We start from the raw sequence: 18010 nt of genomic DNA on the forward strand, positions 1-18010 counted from the left end.
ATGCTGAGCTAGATAAGTATAATGAAGATATTCATAAGGGTATAGGTTATTGTATAGGAATAGACGAAAAAAGCGGACAAATAATGGGAATATCAATAATAGATGCAAATAGAACTTGTACAAAGGAACAAGAAATAAAAACAGAAGATGCAAAGAAAATTGTATTAGATTATATAAAGAAAAACAAACTAGTAGACAATGCAGAAAAATTAGAGTTCTTAGGAGATGTAAGAATGGATCCATCATTATGCACTATTGCATATAAATATGGGGAAAATAAGGTTGTAACTGTTTCAGTAGAATCAGCTTCAAAAAAAGTATCAGGTTTTAGTTATACAGATGAAGAAAGTACAAAGAAAGCAATAGAAAATACTAAAGATTATAAAGAAAAAGGACTACTTGGATAAAAAATGTATTTAAATAAAAGTAAGGTTAGGTATTAGTAAAATACTTGACCTTACTTTTTTTATCTACTGCTAATAATAAATCTCCTATTATGTCTCCGGTTTTAATCAAATAGTATTTATCTTTTATGTTTTTATCATTTATATATCTAGAAGCATCCCAAAATTCACCTTTATGCTCTGGATATATATTCCTAGAATTTCTTAAGCTTCTTATATAATCATCTCTTCATCTGGATAATAATCCTGAGAAGTAAATGATAATGTTATTGTTTTTGTATTTTCATAGATAGTTTTTGATTACCACATTAAATAATTTCTCAACTTATAGATAACATGGGTAGATTAAGTTAATCAGTAAGTATTTTTAATGTCTTACTATATTTTCATTTTCAACTAACTCAATAATAGGAACTACCATTCTTTTATCGTTATCTATACTTTTCACATAAGCCGTTTTTGTTCTACTATCAAGATTTTCAATCCATATAGGTTCATCTTTATACAGAACCTCAATATTATCATTAGATTGTAATATTTCAGTAACTCTTCTTAGAATCATAGATACACCTCCTCACATTATTATTTCTAAATTAAACAATAATATGTAAAAGTATTTATTTATCACAAAAATATGCCTATAAAAATACAAGCAGTTGCTTTTTAGGTATTTTTATAGACATATTTTTTATAATGAGTAGGAAATTGATATTCCTATTTAAATTGTAGATAAATATAATTTCCGTTACGAATTTCAAAAAAGTCTACATTTGAAATCTTTTGAAAGAAAGACTTTTTTATAATATAGATTTAGATTCTATAGGAGAGGAAAGTATAATATGGGTTTGAGTACTGCCCATTTGCTTAATAGTATCTATTAAATCTTCAAGATCATCCATATTAGGTACCATAACCTTGATAATAACACAGCCTTGACCTGTTATATGGTGACATTCTACTATGCTATCATTATTATTTGCAAAATCAACAAAATGAGAGTATCTATCCGCTGGAAGAGATATATTTATAAAAGCACTCACATTTTTGTTTAACTTTTTAGGATTTATTATAGCTTTATATCCTGAGATTATTCCATTTTCCTCTAAACGTTTAACTCTTTCGGAAACAGCAGGAGAAGTTAAACCTACTGAATTACCTAAATCTTTCATTGAAACTCTTCCGTTACTTTGAAGAATTTTTATAATTTTACGATCAGTACGATCCATCGATTACCTCCATTATATAATATAAAGATTAAAATTTACGTATATAAAGTAAAACTTAATTGAGATGGAGTTTTTACTCCATCTCAATTTTTAGCTGAATTAATAACTTTCCGATAAATTAATTATAACATTTTTCTAGTGAATATGAAATTATAAAAAGTATGCCTAGAAAATATATTTATATTAACGTTATTTTCATAGACATATTTGGGAATAATTCAACTTAGTAAGTTATTATAATTTTGTCCTGTATATCTGTATTTAATACATCTTTATAAGTTTCAGGTATACATATCGTGGTTGGATCACCATCGCTTATATACTTTATTTCTTTGTTTTCATCGAATTTGTTTAGCCAATCATATAGACCAACATTGTCTACGTTGGTTTCACTAGCTCTAACTCTGTGAATTTTACTAAAATCAAAGTCCTTATGGTAAGGAGATTTATAAGGATCCCATCCAACTAGCAGTACAGCGTTATTATCATATGATATAGAATTATAATCTCCTTTAATTGCATATATATAATCTTCTCCCTGTGGCTTTCCTCCAAATGGCAAAGCTAAAGTATTTATAGGATAATCTTTAATATATTTATTTATAACCTCTATTTCTTGAACTATAGTATTTTGTATAGTATCTTTATCCGACTTTGATAAATCAGTGTGATATGAAGTATGATTTCCTATATCATAGCCATTTTCTAATAAAAATTTCAACTTATAATCTACATATTCAGGCTGATTAAATATATTTGAGTTTAAAAAGAATGTAGCAGTAGTATCAAAATCAGGATGAGATTTTTTAAAATCTTCCAAAATTCCAACAGCACAATTAGGATCAATTTTTATATTACCATCTTTTTCAAATACTCTAAAATTATTTTCATTTCCATCATCAAATGTTATAACAACAGGAGTAAAACCAACTTTTGTATTTATATTTCCACTTACATAATCATTAAGTCTTATGGCACGATATCCTTTTTTGTATAAAGTATTTAGATCTTTTCTAAAATTATCAGGAGTTCTAACCCATGTAGATTCATCTTGTCCTATATTGTGATACATCAAGACCATTATTTTTCCTAGTTCATTTGGCTTAACTTCATTATAATTTATTTTATTAGTAGTATTTTCATCTTTAGACTCATTCAAACTCGTAGATTCTGTGTTTTCATTAGAAGTATTAGATTCACTCTTTGAAACATCCGATTTAGAACAGCCAGACAGTAACAAAGTCAACAAAATGAAAAGAATTATAGCTTTATTTTTCATAAGTCCTCCTTATTGTTCGAAGCTGTATCTGTTACCAGCATTCCAAAGTATATATTCATCTATTCCGTTATCATTTAAAGCTTTTATTTGATCTCTTACTTGAGGTTCATCATATCTAATATAACCTTTTACCCAAGATGCTGTGAAATCTTGTATCCAAGGTCTAATAGTAGCTGGATTATCTACATGTTTGTTTCTATTCACAGAATCCTTAGCTGATTGAAATACTGTTTCGTAAGGATGAGCGTCATGAACATCAATTCCATATACTGAATTTCCATAATGGCTAGGATACATCATAGGGCATGCATAATCTACAACGTTACTAACTGCTTCCCAGTATTGACCAAGACCCATATCATTTGGAACAGAACCGACAAGACCAAATATATCAGCACTAACATATACATTTTCAGGTGAAATATTTTCTTTAGCATATTTCAAAAAGCTTTGAACAGTTTGAGCCTTGCTAGTATCTCCATCATTATTTCTATAATCTAGTTTTTCATCTAATTTGCCACCATTAGATGCTGGAAATCTTACATAATCAAATTGAATTTCATTAAATCCAATTTGAGCTACTTCTTTTGCAATACTAACATCGTATTCCCAAAGATTTCTATCGTGAGGCGATGCCCATCTTAGACCGTCTTTACTTACGAATGTTGAAGCAGTTTCTTTATTTATAATTGCTCTTTCAGGGTAGTACTCTGTGTAAATAGGATCTTTAAATGTAACTATTCTAGCTATTAAATATATATTATTTTCATTTAATTTTTTTATCAATTTAGACATATCTTCTTTAGATACAGCCTTTTCATTTGCTTTTGGAGCAAATTTTTCAGAGGCATTTGTTTTAAATAACATATTTCCATAATCATCTTTAACATCGACTACAAAAGCATTTATTTCGCTTTCATTACAAAGCTTAATCAATCTATCCAAATTATCTCCAAGAATAGAATTTATTGTAACGTAAATCCCTTTTACCTTTTGTCTTTTATTATTTTCATACTCATAAGTTTTAGGATAATTAGATAAATCAACACCTTTTAAATTTTCACTTAAAAGATCTTGTTTATTTTGAGTTAAAAATTCAGATGATACCCATCCTGTTTTGTCCTCATTATTATCATTTACAAATTTAATATTATACCATTTAGTTTGTTGTTCATTTTCATCAACATAAGAATTATTATCTATATTTTCGACTTTGTCGAATCTAGATAACTTATAAACTATAGGTGATTGGGTAGAATGAGACTCTCTTACATTTAGTTGAGATGGTTTAACGTAAAAAATATTTTGTTGTTTACCTTCTTCTTTTTGTTCGTTTTGAGTTTGTATTTTTTCTTTACCTACATTATTTTCTATAGGAGATTGGCTACATCCTGACAAAAAACTAAAGCACAGGGTTAGTACTGCTGTAACTAGATGTTTTTTCTTCATATTGATTATCCTTTCTTATGTCTTAGAATATTTTATAATATTATTTTAATACAAATATGGAGTGTTTAATAGAGTATATTATGGAAATGCTTTTAAAGAATTATTTTTGGATAATATAAAATGGAATTTAATTAAGAGAGAGTTTTTATTTGGTGTGAATTTCTAGTTGAGAAGTTCCATTTGGGGAAACTAATCCAGAAACTGTAGAGTTCATTACCACATCTTTAAGAAGATGCAGTATTAGAACTCTTAGCTTTAGGATAAATATAAATATACAATTAAAGACGAATATTCTGAAAAATGAAAGAAAAAATGAATCTTTTTAATTGGAAATGAAAGACAAAATAGGAATACGTTTTCAAGAAACGGCACAAAAAGACATAAATTTAACAAACTAAAACATAAAATGGTATATTGTATAAAAAATTACACGAACAATTCATGTTTTTTTATTAAGTAGTGATTTAGATTTATCTTAATATATTTCATGGTTTTAAATACAAATTTGTAAATATCTACATGTATTTCGTTATCTATAATATTAGAGAGTATGCCTTTGTATATAAGCATAAAAAGTTCATTTATTTCTAATATATCTTCTCTTTTTATATAACCTTCTTTTGCACAATCATCTAACAAAACATAAGCTCTATCATAGATATTATTTTTTAAAAGCATAGAGTATATACTGTGATATGAATTGCTTATTTCTTGAGGATAGATTTCATAATATTCCCTTATATAATCGTTTAAAGAATTAGTTAGTTTAGCGAAAAATATAGAATGAAATATTTTAGGATTACTAAAAGAATAATAGCAAAAACATTCCCATATACGAAGGGTTCTATCTATTGAACTAGTGCAGTTTTCAATGTATCTAGGTAGATTATCTGTATAAGGTTTAGTAAACCTCATGCAAGATAAAAATATAAGATGATCTAGGTTTTCGAAGTAGTTATAAAGTGTAGCACTATTGTATCCAGTCAAAGAAGCTACTTTTCTAATTGTTACATAATCAATACCTTCTTCTTCTATTATTTTAGCTGTAGCGTCTATAAAGCAAACCATCATTGCATGTTTTTTGCTGTTCTTGATTTTCATACAAAAAAACCTCCTATATGTATAATTATATAATAGTATTTTATCATGTTATAAGATATATAATACAATCAAAAATAAAAATAAATAATAAAAAAATATTAAAAATTAAATTTAAAAAGACATAATGTATTAAAAAAAACAATACTTCGTTAAAAAAATATAAAAAAAATTTATGAATTATGTTGCAATATAATCATGATTATGTTAAGATTAAATCAAGTTAATTAATTAACAACAAATGAGTTAAACGAGTTAAATAAAACTCGTGAAAAATGGATATTGTAAAAAGTAAAGTAAAAACGCAAAGGGATTTTTTTAAGTTCAATTTTTTGAAAATTAACAAGCTTCACCTAAGTTTCAATTATTCGAATATTCTAACGAAAAAAACTGTAATAAGTTAAAATGAAAGGAGTGTCAAATAGTGAAATTAGAAATAGGTAATTTTCATGTTAAGGATATAGTATTTGGAGATAAGACATTCTACAAGGATGGTATCCTAACAATTAATAAAGAAGAAGCTTTAGAATTTGTAAAAGAAGATGAGCATATAACTGATGCAGATTTAAAAATTGTTAAGCCTGGAGAAAACGTTCGCCTGGTGCCTGTTAAGGAAGCGATAGAGCCAAGAGTTAAATTAAATGGAGACCCTTTATTCCCAGGGGTTACAGGAGATCTTGTAAAAGCTGGAAACGGGAAAACGCATGCATTAAAAGGATGTAGTGTGCTAGTTGTTGGAAAACACTGGGGAGGGTTCCAAGATGGATTAATAGATATGAGCGGAGAGGGAGCAAAATATACTTATTTCTCTCAACTTAAAAATATAGTATTAGTTGCTGATACTGATGAAGATTTTGAAAAAAGAGAGCAACAAAAGAAAAACAAAGCTTTAAGATGGGCAGGTATGAGACTTGCTGAATATATAGGAAATGCAGTTAAAGAATTAGAGCCAGAAGAAGTAGAAACATATGAATTAGAGCCAGTAACTAAGAGATCAAAAGAAGTAAATGATTTACCAAGTGTGGTATTCGTAATTCAGTGTCAATCACAAATGGAAGAAATGGGATACAATGATTTGGTATACGGATGGGATATGAACCGTTATCTACCAACATTTATGAATCCTAATGAAATATTAGATGGAGCTATAATATCAGGAAGTTTTATGCCTTGTTCTTCTAAATGGTCTACATATGACTTCCAAAACTTCTCTGCTATAAAGAGATTATATCAAGAGCATGGAAAGACAGTAAACTTCTTAGGAGTTATAACTTCAAACTTAAATGTTGCACTTGAGCAAAAAGAGCGTTCTGCTATATTTGTATCTCAAATGGCAAAATCTTTAGGGGCAGATGCTGCTATAGTTGCTGAAGAAGGATATGGAAATCCAGATGCTGACTTCATAGCTTGTGTGGTAGCGCTTGAGAATGAAGGAATCAAAGTTGTAGGACTTACAAATGAGTGTACTGGTAGAGATGGAAACTCTCAACCATTAGTTACATTAGATGAAAAAGCTAATGCTATCGTATCTTGCGGTAACGTATCAGAATTAATAAAACTTCCACCTATGGAAACTGTAATTGGAGAGCTAGAATCTTTAGCAAGAGATGGATTATCTGGTGGATGGTCAGATGATGAAGTATTAGGATCTTCTGTTAAGGAAGATGGATCTATAATAATGGAAAATAACTCAATGTTCTGTGGTGATCAAGTTACAGGATGGTCTCCAAAGACAATGAAAGAATATTAAGGAGGTCGCTAAGATGAAAAAAGCAATACTTTACGTAAACCAATTTTTCGGACAAGTTGGTGGAGAAGATAAGGCTGATTTTGTTCCTGAAATTAGAGAGGGCTTAGTAGGACCTGCTATGGAACTTAATAAGCAGTTAGATGCTGAGGTTACTCATACAATTATATGTGGAGATAACTTCATGGGATCTAATGAAGAAGAAGCAGTAAAAATGATTTTAGGATTCTTAGAAGACAAAGAATTTGATATATTTGTTGCAGGGCCTGCATTCCAAGCTGGTAGATATGGAAATGCTTGTGGAGTCATATCTAAAATAGTAAAAGAGAAATTTAATGTTCCAGTTATATCATCTATGCATATAGAAAATCCTGGAGTTGAAATGTTCAAAAAAGATGTAGTAATTTTCCCAGGTGGAAAAAGTGCTGCAGCTATGAGAAAAGATATAAAGAAAATAGCAACATATGGAAATAAGATATTAAATGGAGAAAAATTAGGAACAGCTGAAGAAGAAGGATACTTCGTAAGAGGAATCAGACATCAAACTTGGTTAGAAGATGCAAAGCCAGCTTCTGAGCGTGTTGTTGAAATGCTTCTTAAAAAGATAAATGGAGAAGAGTTCGTAACTGAGCTTCCTATTCCTAAATTAGATAGAGTAGAAATAGCAGCTCCTTTAAAGGATTTATCAAAAGCTACTATAGCTTTTGCAACTACTGGTGGGATAGTACCAGTTGATAATCCAGATAGAATACAGTCTGCATCTGCAACAAGATGGGGTAGATACAGTATAGAAGGAATGGATAAATTAGAAAGTGGAGTATTCAAAACAATACATGCAGGATTTGATCCAGCAGCGGCAGATGCTGATCCTAATGTTATAGTTCCTATAGATTCTTTAAGAGAGTACGAAAAGCAAGGAGTAATAGGAAAACTTCATGAATACTTCTATACAACAGTTGGAACAGGAACTACTCAAGCAGAAGCTGCTAGAATGGGTAAAGAAATGGTTGAATACTTTAAAAAAGAAGGCGTAGACGCAGTTATCTTATCTTCTACGTGAGGTACTTGTACTCGTTGCGGTGCAACGATAGTAAAAGAAATTGAAAGAGCTGGATTCCCTATAGTTCAAATGGCTAACTTAATACCAGTTGCTAAGACTGTAGGATCTAACAAGATGGTTCCAACTATATCAATACCATATCCATTAGGAGATCCATCTACAACTAAAGAAGAGCAATGGAAATTAAGACATCACAGAGTTGGAGTAGCACTTGAGGCTTTAACTGATGATGCTAAAGATCAAACTGTTTACAAGGTTAAAATATAAACTTTAGGGTAAAAATATAGCGAGCTAGTAATTTGATTTAAATTGCTAGTTTGCTAGAACCATATAGATAAAAGGAGTGATTTGGATGTTAGCTTTAGATAAAAAAACATTTGAAGAAGAAGTTCTAAATAGCACAGGATGTATGTTAGTAGACTTTTGGAGTGAAAGCTGCGAGCCATGTAAAGCTCTTATGCCAACTGTTGTTGAATTATCAGAAAAATATGCAGATCAATTAAAATTTGCAAAGCTTGATACTTCAAAGGCTAGAAGAGTTGCTATAAAGCAAAAGGTTTTAGGACTTCCAACTATAGCTATCTATAAGGATGGAGAGAAAGTTGAAGAGTTGACTAAGGATGATGCAACAGCTGAAAATATAGAAGAAATGATTAAAAAGTACTTATAACTAATAGGGAATTATATTTCTTTAAGAATTATAAATATGTATAATTTTCGTTATGAGTTTCAAAAAAGTCTACAAGTGAAATTTTATAAATAAAGACTTTTTTATAATTTAGGTTACAATTTGAAATTAATTATAAAATGAAATTAAAAAAATACAAAAAAGAGAGGATGTATAGTCATGGGATTTTATGATGGAAAAAAAGTCATCGTAATTGGTGACAGAGATGGAATACCTGGCCCTGCTATGGAAGAGTGTCTAAAAGGTACTGGAGCAGAGGTTGTATTCTCATCTACTGAGTGTTTTGTCTGAACTGCTGCAGGAGCGATGGATCTAGAGAACCAACAACGTGTTAAGGATTTAACTGAGAAGCATGGAGCTGAAAACATTGTTGTTCTTTTAGGTGCCGCTGAAGCTGAAGCTGCTGGTCTAGCAGCCGAAACAGTAACTGCAGGAGATCCAACTTTTGCAGGACCACTTGCAGGAGTAGAACTTGGACTTAGAGCATATCACGCTGTAGAGGACAAGTTCAAAGGTGAGGTTGATGCATCTGTATATGAGGATCAAATCGGTATGATGGAAATGGTTCTTGAAGTAGATGAAATAGTAGAAGAAATGAAAAACATAAGAGACGAATTCTGTAAATTTAATGATTAATTAAGCATTATGGATTTAATAGCTTAAATTAAATAAAGGAGTGGTATAGTATATCACTCCTTTTTATACAAAAAACTTGTTAAATATATGTCATTTGACATGGAATAAGGATATAAAGATTTAAAAATACAAAATATTAATAAGGTAGTTTCATAATAACGCGGAGGTGAATGTAATGTCTTATGCTGTAGTGAAGGGAAGTGGGTACATACTTGTACATACCCCAGATATGATAATTCACAATGGATCAACTCAAGTAACTGAAAGAATAGTAAATCCAGAATCGGAATATTTAAAAGAGTTACCAAAACATTTAAGAAGTTTTGAAGAAGTTGTAAAATATTTACCTAACCAAACGTATATAGGAAACATGACTCCAGAAGAACTAGGAAAAGTTGAAAGTCCTTGGTTTGACAAGGAAAGCGATAAAACTGATAGATTTGGTAAATTTGGAGAAATAATGCCTCAAGAAGAATTTATAGGACTTTTACAATGTGTAGATGTATTTGATTTAGTAATGCTTGAAAATAATTTTGCTAAAAGTGTAAAAGAAAAATTAGAAACTCATCCTTTAATTAAAGATGAGTTAGTAAACAAAATAAAAGAAGGCGATGAATTAGCTACTATAGAGAAATTTATAAATGAAAATCACGCTGAAGCTTTATATAACGATGGAAAAATAGTTGGTTGTGTAAAAGCAGCCCATAATATAGATCCTAACTTAAATGCACATATAATATTTGAAAACTTAGTAGTTAAAGCATCGGGAGTAGTTGCTATGCTTAACCTATTAGATAAAAATAATATAGATCCACAGGAAATTGACTATGTTGTTGAGTGTTCAGAAGAAGCTTGTGGAGATATTAACCAAAGAGGTGGAGGAAATTTCGCAAAAGCTATAGCTGAGGTTGCAGGATGTGTTAATGCAACTGGTTCTGATACCAGAGGATTCTGTGCTGCCCCTACTCATGCATTAATAGAAGCTGCAGCTCTTGTTAAAGCTGGAGTATATGATAATGTGGTTATAGTTGCAGGTGGAGCTACTGCAAAACTTGGAATGAACGGAAAAGACCATGTAAAAAAAGAAATGCCTATACTTGAGGATGTACTTGGAGGATTTGCAATACTTGTAAGTAAAAATGATGGAGTAAATCCAGTTTTAAGAACTGACTTAGTTGGAAGACATACAGTTGGAACAGGATCTTCTCCTCAAGCTGTAATAACTTCATTAATAACTATGCCTCTTGATAAAGGTAACTTAAAGATAACTGATATAGATAAGTATTCAGTAGAGATGCAAAATCCTGATATAACTAAGCCAGCAGGAGCAGGAGATGTACCAACATCTAACTACAAGATGATAGGTGCTTTAGGAGTTAAGAGAAAAGATATTGAAAAGAAAGATCTTATGAACTTTGTTAAAGATCATGGAATGCCAGGCTGGGCTCCGACTCAAGGACACATACCATCTGGAGTACCGTATGTAGGTTTTGCAAGAGAAGCTATGTTAAACGATGAAATAAACAGAGCTATGGTAGTTGGAAAAGGAAGTTTATTCCTTGGACGCATGACTAACCTATTTGATGGAGTATCAATAGTTATAGAAAAGAATGATGGTAAAGTAGATCAAGAACAAGGAGTTTCTAGCGAAAGCGTTAAAATAATGATAGCTGAGGCCATGAGAGAATTTGCATCACATTTATCAGCTGAATAGAGGTGATATTAATGAGTGATAAGAACTTAAAGAATATAATAGGAAAAGCATTTAATGATATTGCAGATGCTATAGAGAGTGGACAGTTTGGTGAAAAGAAAAGAGTTGGAATAACTCTTCTTGGAAGCGAACATGGTGTTGACAATATACTAAAAGGAGCAGAACTTGCTCAAAGTAGAGATAAGTCAATAGAAGTAGTACTAATAGGACCTAAAGTTGATACAAATCTTAAAGTAGTAGAAGCAAATACAGAAGATGAGCAACATAAGGTTATGGAAAAACTTTTAGATTCTAAAGAAATAGATTCTTGTGTAACTATGCATTACAATTTCCCAATAGGAGTATCTACTGTAGGTAGAGTTGTAACTCCTGGAATAGGAAAAGAAATGATCATAGCTACTACAACAGGAACTTCATCAGCTCATAGAGTTGAAGCTATGGTAAAGAATGCTTTATACGGAATAATAACAGCAAAATCTTTAGGAATCAAAGATCCTACTGTGGGGATATTAAACCTAGATGGAGCTAGACAAGTAGAGAAGGCTTTAAAAGAATTAAATGAGAATGGATACAAGGTTAACTTTACTGAATCATTAAGAGCTGACGGCGGAGCTGTTATGAGAGGGAATGATCTATTAACAGGAACACCAGATGTAATGGTTACAGATACATTAACAGGTAATCTTCTTATGAAGGTATTTTCATCATTTAATACTGGTGGAAGCTATGAAGCTATGGGATTTGGATATGGTCCTGGTGTTGGAGAAGGATATGGAAGAACTATATTAATACTTTCAAGAGCATCTGGAGTACCAGTTGTAGCCAATGCAATAGCTTATGCAGGACAAGTTGCAAAAGGTAATATAAAAGAAGTTGCTAAAGATGAATTCAAAGCTGCAAAAAATGCAAAGCTTTGTGATGTATTAGCTTCTTTAACTAAAGAAAAGAAAAAAGATGAAGAAGAAGTTGCAGCACCAGATAAAGAAATAGTAACAGGTTCAGTTTCTGGTATTGATATATTAGATCTTGAAGATGCTGTTAAGGCTTTATGGAAAAATGGTGTATATGCAGAAAGTGGTATGGGATGTACTGGACCGATAGTTATGATAAATGAAGCTAAGGTTGATGCTGCTTTTGAAATACTAAAAAAAGAAGGTTACGTAAGTTAAGAATTAACCCCTAAAGACAGCACTAGGAGATATATGTATATATCTCCTAGCATTTAAAGGAGGAATTTATTTGACTAATAAGACTAATAAAAATAATGATAATTTAGTGTTTTATATATCAGTAGCAGTTGTTTTAGGAATTGTTGCATGGGCTCTTATAGCTAATAAAAGCTTTGGAAATGCTGCTAATGGACTTTATGTATTTTTAAGAGATAACTTTGGATGGATGTATCTAATGGGAATGTTCTTTTTCGTGTTAGTTGCAGTAGGATTAGCTTTTAGTAAGTATGGAAATGTAAAACTTGGACCAGATGATTCAACACCAGATTATTCATATGTTTCATGGTTTGCTATGTTATTTAGTGCAGGAATGGGTATAGGACTTGTATTCTGGGGAGTTGCAGAGCCTCTTAATCACTTTGTAAACCCACCTCTTGGACTTGCTGAAGCAGGATCATCAGAAGCTGCTCAACTTGCTATTCAAACTTCTTTCTTCCATTGGGGATTTCATCCGTGGGCAGGATATAGTGTATTAGCTCTAGCTCTTGCATATTTCCAATTTAGAAAAAATACACCAGGCCTTATAAGTAGTATATTCATACCTCTATTTGGTGAAAAAAGAGTTAATGGAGTACTTGGTAAAGTTATAGATATAATAGCTATATTTGCAACTGTTGCAGGAGTTGCAACATCTTTAGGACTTGGAACACTTCAAATAAACAGTGGACTTAATCACTTATTCGGAATTCCAGCAAATATTACATCGCAAATAATAATAATAGTAATAGTTACTATATTATTCATGTTATCAGCAGTTACAGGACTTGATAAAGGGATTAAATTCTTATCAAATCTTAACTTAGGGATAGCTTTCGTATTAATGGTGTTAGCGTTCTTACTTGGTCCTACTGTGAAAATAATAAATGCATTTACTGCTGGACTTGGACAATACTTAGGCGACTTTATACCTTATAGTTTCCGTATTAATGCATTTGGAGATAATTCATGGTTAGGTGGATGGACTTTATTCTACTGGGCTTGGTGGATTGCATGGGCACCATTCGTTGGAACGTTCATAGCTCGTATATCAAAAGGAAGAACTATAAGAGAATTTATAATAGGAGTTCTTTTAGTACCAACTCTTGGAAGTTTCATATGGTTTGCAGTATTTGGAACTTTAGGAGTTAACTTAGGACTAGATATAGCAACAGAAGCTGTAAAAGTTACAGAAACAGCTTTCTTCGTGGTAATGAGTTACTATCCACTTGGAAAGATAATATCTTTAGTAGCGGTAGTACTTCTTTGTACATTCTTCGTTACATCAGCAGACTCTGCTACATTCGTTTTAGGTATGATGTCTTCTAATGGAGATTTAAATCCATCTACTAAGAGAAAGGTTATTTGGGGACTTATACAATCTGCAATGGCTTTTGGACTCTTACTTGGAGGAGGACTTTCAACACTTCAAATAGCATCTATAGCAGCGGCATTCCCGCTTGCGGTAATAATGATTTTAGGATGTATATCATTGATTAAAGAGCTTAAGAATGAAGACCTTGATGCTGTAAACCAAAGCTATAAAGAACAAAAAATAAGTGAAAAACAATAAAGAAATATACGAAAAAATGTCGGAATATTATAAAAACTTATAATATTAAGTATATTAAAGGGAGATGAAATTTATGTCTATGGTATATGATTTAATAGTAATAGGAGCTGGACCAGGAGGGTTATCAGCAGGATTATACGGAGCTAGAGCAAAAATGAATACTCTTATAATAGAAAAAGATAGAACTGGTGGACAAATAGCTACTACTGATGAAGTTGCTAACTATCCAGGATCTATACAAAATGCTACAGGACCAAGTTTAATAGCTAGAATGGTAGAGCAATGTGAAGAGTTTGGAGCTAAAAGAGTAAAGGACACTATTGAAGATGTAGATTTCGATGGAAAAATAAAAGTTTTGAAAGGTAAAAAAGAAGAATACAAAGCAAAAGCTGTAGTTATAGCAACTGGAGCTACTCCAAGAAAGCTTAATATACCTGGAGAAAAAGAGTTAACAGGTAAAGGGGTTACTTACTGTGCTACTTGTGATGGAGCATTCTTTACTGACTTAGAGGTATTCGTAGTTGGTGGAGGAGATTCAGCTTGTGAAGAAGCAATGTTCTTAACTAAGTTTGCAAGAAAAGTAACTATATTATCAAGAGATCCTGAGCTTACTGCTGCAAAATCTATACAAGCTAAGGTTTTAAGTAATGATAAGATAGAAATTAAGTGGAATGTAGAAATCACTGAGTTAAAGGGTGATGGAATATTAGAATATATGACTCTTAGAAATTTAGAAACTGGTGAAATTACTGAGCATGAAGCTGACGAAGAAGATGGAACTTTCGGAGTATTCATATTCATAGGATTTGCACCTCAAACTAAGTTATTTGAAGGTAAAATAGAATTAGATCGTGGATATATACCAACTAGTTCAAACATGGAGACTAATGTTGAAGGAGTTTATGCAGCAGGAGATTGTAGAGTTAAAGTGTTAAGACAAGTTGTTACTGCTTGTGGAGATGGAGCAACTGCTACAGTAATGGCTGAGAAGTATATCGAAAATAACTTTGACGAAGAATAAAATTTGATTAATGCTAACGTATGGTTTATGTAGATAAGTTGAGAATTTTATAATTTATTTAAAGACAAGAAAAAAGATAGCTTGTGAAATTATAAGCTATCTTTTTTCTTGTTTTTTATCGCTTTAGTTTCTTATAACATGGATTATTTATTTCCTATGGAGCTTTATATATTTTTATCTTAGCTTAAAGCTCTATTTGAGAATTAAGTTTTGAAACCACCTATGAATTAGTACGTAACATAAGCAGACTTTGCTACATTTGTTTTAGGTATGATGGCTTCTGGATTACTTCTTGGAGTGGTATATTGATGTAGTTAATATAAGTCATAAAAAAATTTTACAAATTTAGAGGGAAAAAATGTAAAATGTCGAAATAATATATAAAAGGGTTATATTTTTAACTATATTAAAGGGAGATGGAGTTTTATGTCAGATGTATATGACTTAATAGTAATAGGAGCTGGACCAGGGGGGTTATCAGCAGGACTATATGGAGCTAGAGCAAAAATGAATACTCTTATAATAGAAAAAGATAGAGCTGGTGGACAAATATTTACTACTAATGAAGTTGCTAACTATCCAGGATCTATACGAAATGCTAGTGGACCAAGCTTAATAGCTAGAATGGAAGAACAATGTGAAGAGTTTGGAGCGAAAAGAGTAAAGGATACTATTGAAGAAGTTGAATTTGATGATAAAATAAAAGTTTTAAAAGGTAAAAAAGAAGAATATAGAGCAAAAGCTGTAGTTATAGCAACTGGAGCTAGCCCAAGAATGCTTAATATACCTGGAGAAAAAGAGTTAAAAGGAAAAGGAGTTAGTTATTGTGCTACTTGTGATGGAGAATTCTTTACTGATTTAGAGGTATTCGTAGTTGGTGGAGGAAATTCAGCCTGTGAAGAAGCAATGTTCTTAACTAAGTTTGCAAGAAAAGTAACTATATTATCAAGATCCAATCATCTTACAGCGGCAAAATCTGTACAAGCTAAAGTGTTAGATCATGATAAGGTAGAAGTTAAGTGGAACATGGAAATAACAGAATTAAAAGGTGATAAAAGATTAGAAGCTATGACTCTTAGAAATTTAGAAACAGGTGAAATTACTGAATATGAAGCTGATAAAGAAGATGGAACTTTTGGAGTATTCATATTTGTAGGATTTGCTCCTCAAACTAAATTATTTGATGGAAAAGTAGAGCTAGAGCGTGGATACATACTAACTAGTCCAAATATGGAGACTAATGTTGAAGGAATATATGCAGCAGGAGATTGCAGAGTTAAGGTGTTAAGACAAGTAGTTAGTGCTTGCGGAGATGGTGCAACTGCTACAGTAATGGCTGAAAAGTATATTGAAAATAATTTTGATAAAGAATGTAGTTTGGTTTAGGTTAACGAATAGTTTATTTACACACTCATTTTATAATTTATTTAAAGAAAAGAAAGCTTATAATTTTACAAGCTTTCTTTTTTCTTTTCTTTTATCATTTCAGTTTTAAGGTTCCAAAGGTCTAAAGATAAGTCTACTTTATATACTTCGGGAGATTCTATTCTTCTATATTGTTTCCACAATGTATTTAATTCTTGTTTTGCAAATTCTCTTATTTCCATAACGCTCTTTTGTTCATGAACACATTTACCATTTAAGAACAATGGTTTTAATAATTCTTTTATTGAATAATTTTTAAATGTTTTCTTTTTCCAAGTATGAATAGGATGAAATATTGTAAGAGGCTTACTTGTATCTATATTTTCTTCATCTAGCATTATAACATCTGCTTCTGCTTTTTTTGATTTATTATATATTCTAACTACTTTCTTATAACCTGGATTGTTTATTTTCTCTGGATCTTCAGATATTTTGATTTTAGGAACAACTCCGTTTCCATCATCAGAAGCACAAAGCTTATAAACTCCTCCAAGAGAAGGGCAATCACTAGAAGTTATGAGTTTTGTTCCAACTCCCCAACTATTTATCTTAGCTCCTGAATTTTTAAGATGAGTTATTTTATATTCATCTAAGTCATTTGAAGCAACTATTGATAGATTCTCAAATCCAGCTTCATCAAGCATTTTCTTAGCTTGTTTAGATAAATACTCAAGATCTCCTGAGTCAAGTCTTATTCCAATAGGCTCATGACCTTGTTCTCTAAGTTCTTTGAATACCTTAATAGCATTAGGTATACCGCTATCTAAAACGTTGTAAGTATCGACTAGTAAAAGAACTTTTTCGGGATATACACTAGCGTAAGCTCTAAAGCTTTCTAACTCAGAATCAAATTTTTGAACCCAGCTATGAGCATGAGTACCTATAACAGGAATATCAAACATTTGACCAGCAAGTACATTTGCAGTGTTAGAACAACCACCTATAATAGCAGCACGAGACCCATAAATACCTGCATCAGGTCCTTGTGCACGTCTTAGACCAAATTCTGATATAGAATCTCCATCAGCTGCAAAGCAAACACGAGAGGCCTTGGTAGCTATCAATGATTGAAAGTTAATTATGTTAAGAAGTGTAGTTTCTATAAGCTGAGCTTGATATAAAGGAGCTTTTATTCTTATTATAGGTTCATTAGGAAACATTACAGACCCTTCTTCAACTGAGTATATATCTCCTGTAAATTTAAAGTTTTTCAATAGATTTAAAAAATCATCAGAGAATAAGTTTAGTTTTTTTAGATAATCTAAATCATCGTCTTCAAATTTTAAGCTATTTATGTAATCAACTAGTTGCTGTATACCACAAACTATAGTATAACCTCCATTACAAGGATTTTTTCTAAAAAACATATCGAATACAACTAGATCTTCATGTATATTTTTATTAAAATAGCCATTCATCATAGTTAACTGATATAGGTCGGTAAGTAAAGTTAAATTTCGCATAATTTATCATCCTTTCCATTTG

Annotated in this window: 16 protein-coding genes; 10 read left to right on the forward strand and 6 right to left on the reverse strand. The window is 31.2% G+C overall.

The genetic code is table 11. The features are described from left to right. The coding region (locus tag WJW32_RS04820; RefSeq protein WP_340255796.1) for a hypothetical protein at nucleotides 1–407 on the forward strand (407 nt) is incomplete at its 5' end. A 364-nt stretch (nucleotides 408–771) separates the two neighbouring features. On the opposite strand, the gene WJW32_RS04825 is transcribed toward WJW32_RS04820, so the two are convergent. The 5 genes from WJW32_RS04825 to WJW32_RS04845 all read right to left on the reverse strand — a co-directional run bounded on the left by WJW32_RS04825 (nucleotide 772) and on the right by WJW32_RS04845 (nucleotide 5459). Then, nucleotides 772–966 carry an H-type small acid-soluble spore protein gene (locus WJW32_RS04825; RefSeq protein WP_340255799.1) on the reverse strand — a complete coding sequence of 65 codons (195 nt, stop codon included), beginning with the start codon at nucleotides 964–966 and terminating at the stop codon, nucleotides 772–774. Between the two features lie 235 nt (nucleotides 967–1201). After that, a complete protein-coding gene (locus WJW32_RS04830) occupies nucleotides 1202–1630 on the reverse strand; it encodes an Lrp/AsnC family transcriptional regulator (protein WP_340255802.1) in 429 nt (142 codons plus the stop codon). A 223-nt stretch (nucleotides 1631–1853) separates the two neighbouring features. Further along, a complete protein-coding gene (locus WJW32_RS04835) occupies nucleotides 1854–2909 on the reverse strand; it encodes a polysaccharide deacetylase family protein (protein ID WP_340255805.1) in 1056 nt (351 codons plus the stop codon). 9 nt (nucleotides 2910–2918) lie between these two features. Beyond that, the gene (locus WJW32_RS04840) at nucleotides 2919–4358 is read right to left on the reverse strand and encodes a putative glycoside hydrolase (protein WP_340255808.1); all 1440 of its coding nucleotides are present in this window, start codon (nucleotides 4356–4358) and stop codon (nucleotides 2919–2921) included. Between the two features lie 426 nt (nucleotides 4359–4784). Continuing rightward, the gene (locus WJW32_RS04845; protein WP_340255811.1) at nucleotides 4785–5459 is read right to left on the reverse strand and encodes a TetR family transcriptional regulator; all 675 of its coding nucleotides are present in this window, start codon (nucleotides 5457–5459) and stop codon (nucleotides 4785–4787) included. Between the two features lie 421 nt (nucleotides 5460–5880). Here WJW32_RS04845 and WJW32_RS04850 point away from each other — a divergent pair, with 421 nt between their 5' ends. The 9 genes from WJW32_RS04850 to trxB (WJW32_RS04890) all read left to right on the forward strand — a co-directional run bounded on the left by WJW32_RS04850 (nucleotide 5881) and on the right by trxB (WJW32_RS04890) (nucleotide 16486). Further along, on the forward strand, nucleotides 5881–7206 hold the full coding sequence (locus WJW32_RS04850; protein WP_340255814.1) for a glycine/sarcosine/betaine reductase component B subunit: 1326 nt from the start codon (nucleotides 5881–5883) through the stop codon (nucleotides 7204–7206). Nucleotides 7207–7219: 13 nt separating this feature from the next. Then, nucleotides 7220–8530 (forward strand): betaine reductase selenoprotein B, encoded by a 1311-nt coding sequence (gene grdH / locus WJW32_RS04855; RefSeq protein ID WP_340255817.1) that lies wholly within the window; start codon nucleotides 7220–7222, stop codon nucleotides 8528–8530. 85 nt (nucleotides 8531–8615) lie between these two features. Beyond that, complete coding sequence (gene trxA / locus WJW32_RS04860) at nucleotides 8616–8933, forward strand: thioredoxin TrxA (protein ID WP_340255820.1); 318 nt, start codon at nucleotides 8616–8618, stop codon at nucleotides 8931–8933. A gap of 177 nt (nucleotides 8934–9110) precedes the next feature. Beyond that, nucleotides 9111–9587, forward strand: a complete 477-nt coding sequence (grdA, locus tag WJW32_RS04865) for a glycine/sarcosine/betaine reductase complex selenoprotein A (RefSeq protein WP_340255823.1) — start codon at nucleotides 9111–9113, stop codon at nucleotides 9585–9587. A gap of 175 nt (nucleotides 9588–9762) precedes the next feature. Beyond that, nucleotides 9763–11301 (forward strand): glycine/sarcosine/betaine reductase complex component C subunit beta, encoded by a 1539-nt coding sequence (gene grdC, locus WJW32_RS04870; protein WP_340255826.1) that lies wholly within the window; start codon nucleotides 9763–9765, stop codon nucleotides 11299–11301. An 11-nt stretch (nucleotides 11302–11312) separates the two neighbouring features. Continuing rightward, nucleotides 11313–12470 carry a glycine/sarcosine/betaine reductase complex component C subunit alpha gene (gene grdD, locus WJW32_RS04875; protein ID WP_340255829.1) on the forward strand — a complete coding sequence of 386 codons (1158 nt, stop codon included), beginning with the start codon at nucleotides 11313–11315 and terminating at the stop codon, nucleotides 12468–12470. A 70-nt stretch (nucleotides 12471–12540) separates the two neighbouring features. Beyond that, nucleotides 12541–14079: a glycine betaine uptake BCCT transporter gene (locus WJW32_RS04880; RefSeq protein WP_340255832.1), complete on the forward strand. Its 1539-nt coding sequence runs from the start codon at nucleotides 12541–12543 to the stop codon at nucleotides 14077–14079. Nucleotides 14080–14152: 73 nt separating this feature from the next. Beyond that, the gene (gene trxB / locus WJW32_RS04885) at nucleotides 14153–15100 is read left to right on the forward strand and encodes a thioredoxin-disulfide reductase (protein ID WP_340255835.1); all 948 of its coding nucleotides are present in this window, start codon (nucleotides 14153–14155) and stop codon (nucleotides 15098–15100) included. A 426-nt stretch (nucleotides 15101–15526) separates the two neighbouring features. Further along, on the forward strand, nucleotides 15527–16486 hold the full coding sequence (gene trxB / locus WJW32_RS04890) for a thioredoxin-disulfide reductase (RefSeq protein ID WP_340255838.1): 960 nt from the start codon (nucleotides 15527–15529) through the stop codon (nucleotides 16484–16486). A 65-nt stretch (nucleotides 16487–16551) separates the two neighbouring features. Here trxB (WJW32_RS04890) and WJW32_RS04895 read toward each other — a convergent pair whose 3' ends face one another. Next, nucleotides 16552–17988: a nicotinate phosphoribosyltransferase gene (locus WJW32_RS04895; protein ID WP_340255840.1), complete on the reverse strand. Its 1437-nt coding sequence runs from the start codon at nucleotides 17986–17988 to the stop codon at nucleotides 16552–16554. Nucleotides 17989–18010 lie beyond the last annotated feature (22 nt).

The organism is Tepidibacter sp. Z1-5 (assembly GCF_037844525.1).
Classification (GTDB): Bacteria; Bacillota; Clostridia; order Peptostreptococcales; family Peptostreptococcaceae; genus Tepidibacter_A.

Bases quoted from the DNA above. Each gene is read 5' to 3' on its own strand.
- WJW32_RS04825 (WP_340255799.1), bottom strand. From the start codon at position 966: ATGATTCTAAGAAGAGTTACTGAAATATTACAATCTAATGATAATATT.
- WJW32_RS04830 (WP_340255802.1), bottom strand. From the start codon at position 1,630: ATGGATCGTACTGATCGTAAAATTATAAAAATTCTTCAAAGTAACGGA.
- WJW32_RS04835 (WP_340255805.1), bottom strand. From the start codon at position 2,909: ATGAAAAATAAAGCTATAATTCTTTTCATTTTGTTGACTTTGTTACTG.
- WJW32_RS04840 (WP_340255808.1), bottom strand. From the start codon at position 4,358: ATGAAGAAAAAACATCTAGTTACAGCAGTACTAACCCTGTGCTTTAGT.
- WJW32_RS04845 (WP_340255811.1), bottom strand. From the start codon at position 5,459: ATGAAAATCAAGAACAGCAAAAAACATGCAATGATGGTTTGCTTTATA.
- trxA (WP_340255820.1), top strand. From the start codon at position 8,616: ATGTTAGCTTTAGATAAAAAAACATTTGAAGAAGAAGTTCTAAATAGC.
- grdC (WP_340255826.1), top strand. From the start codon at position 9,763: ATGTCTTATGCTGTAGTGAAGGGAAGTGGGTACATACTTGTACATACC.
- grdD (WP_340255829.1), top strand. From the start codon at position 11,313: ATGAGTGATAAGAACTTAAAGAATATAATAGGAAAAGCATTTAATGAT.
- trxB (WP_340255835.1), top strand. From the start codon at position 14,153: ATGTCTATGGTATATGATTTAATAGTAATAGGAGCTGGACCAGGAGGG.
- trxB (WP_340255838.1), top strand. From the start codon at position 15,527: ATGTCAGATGTATATGACTTAATAGTAATAGGAGCTGGACCAGGGGGG.
- WJW32_RS04895 (WP_340255840.1), bottom strand. From the start codon at position 17,988: ATGCGAAATTTAACTTTACTTACCGACCTATATCAGTTAACTATGATG.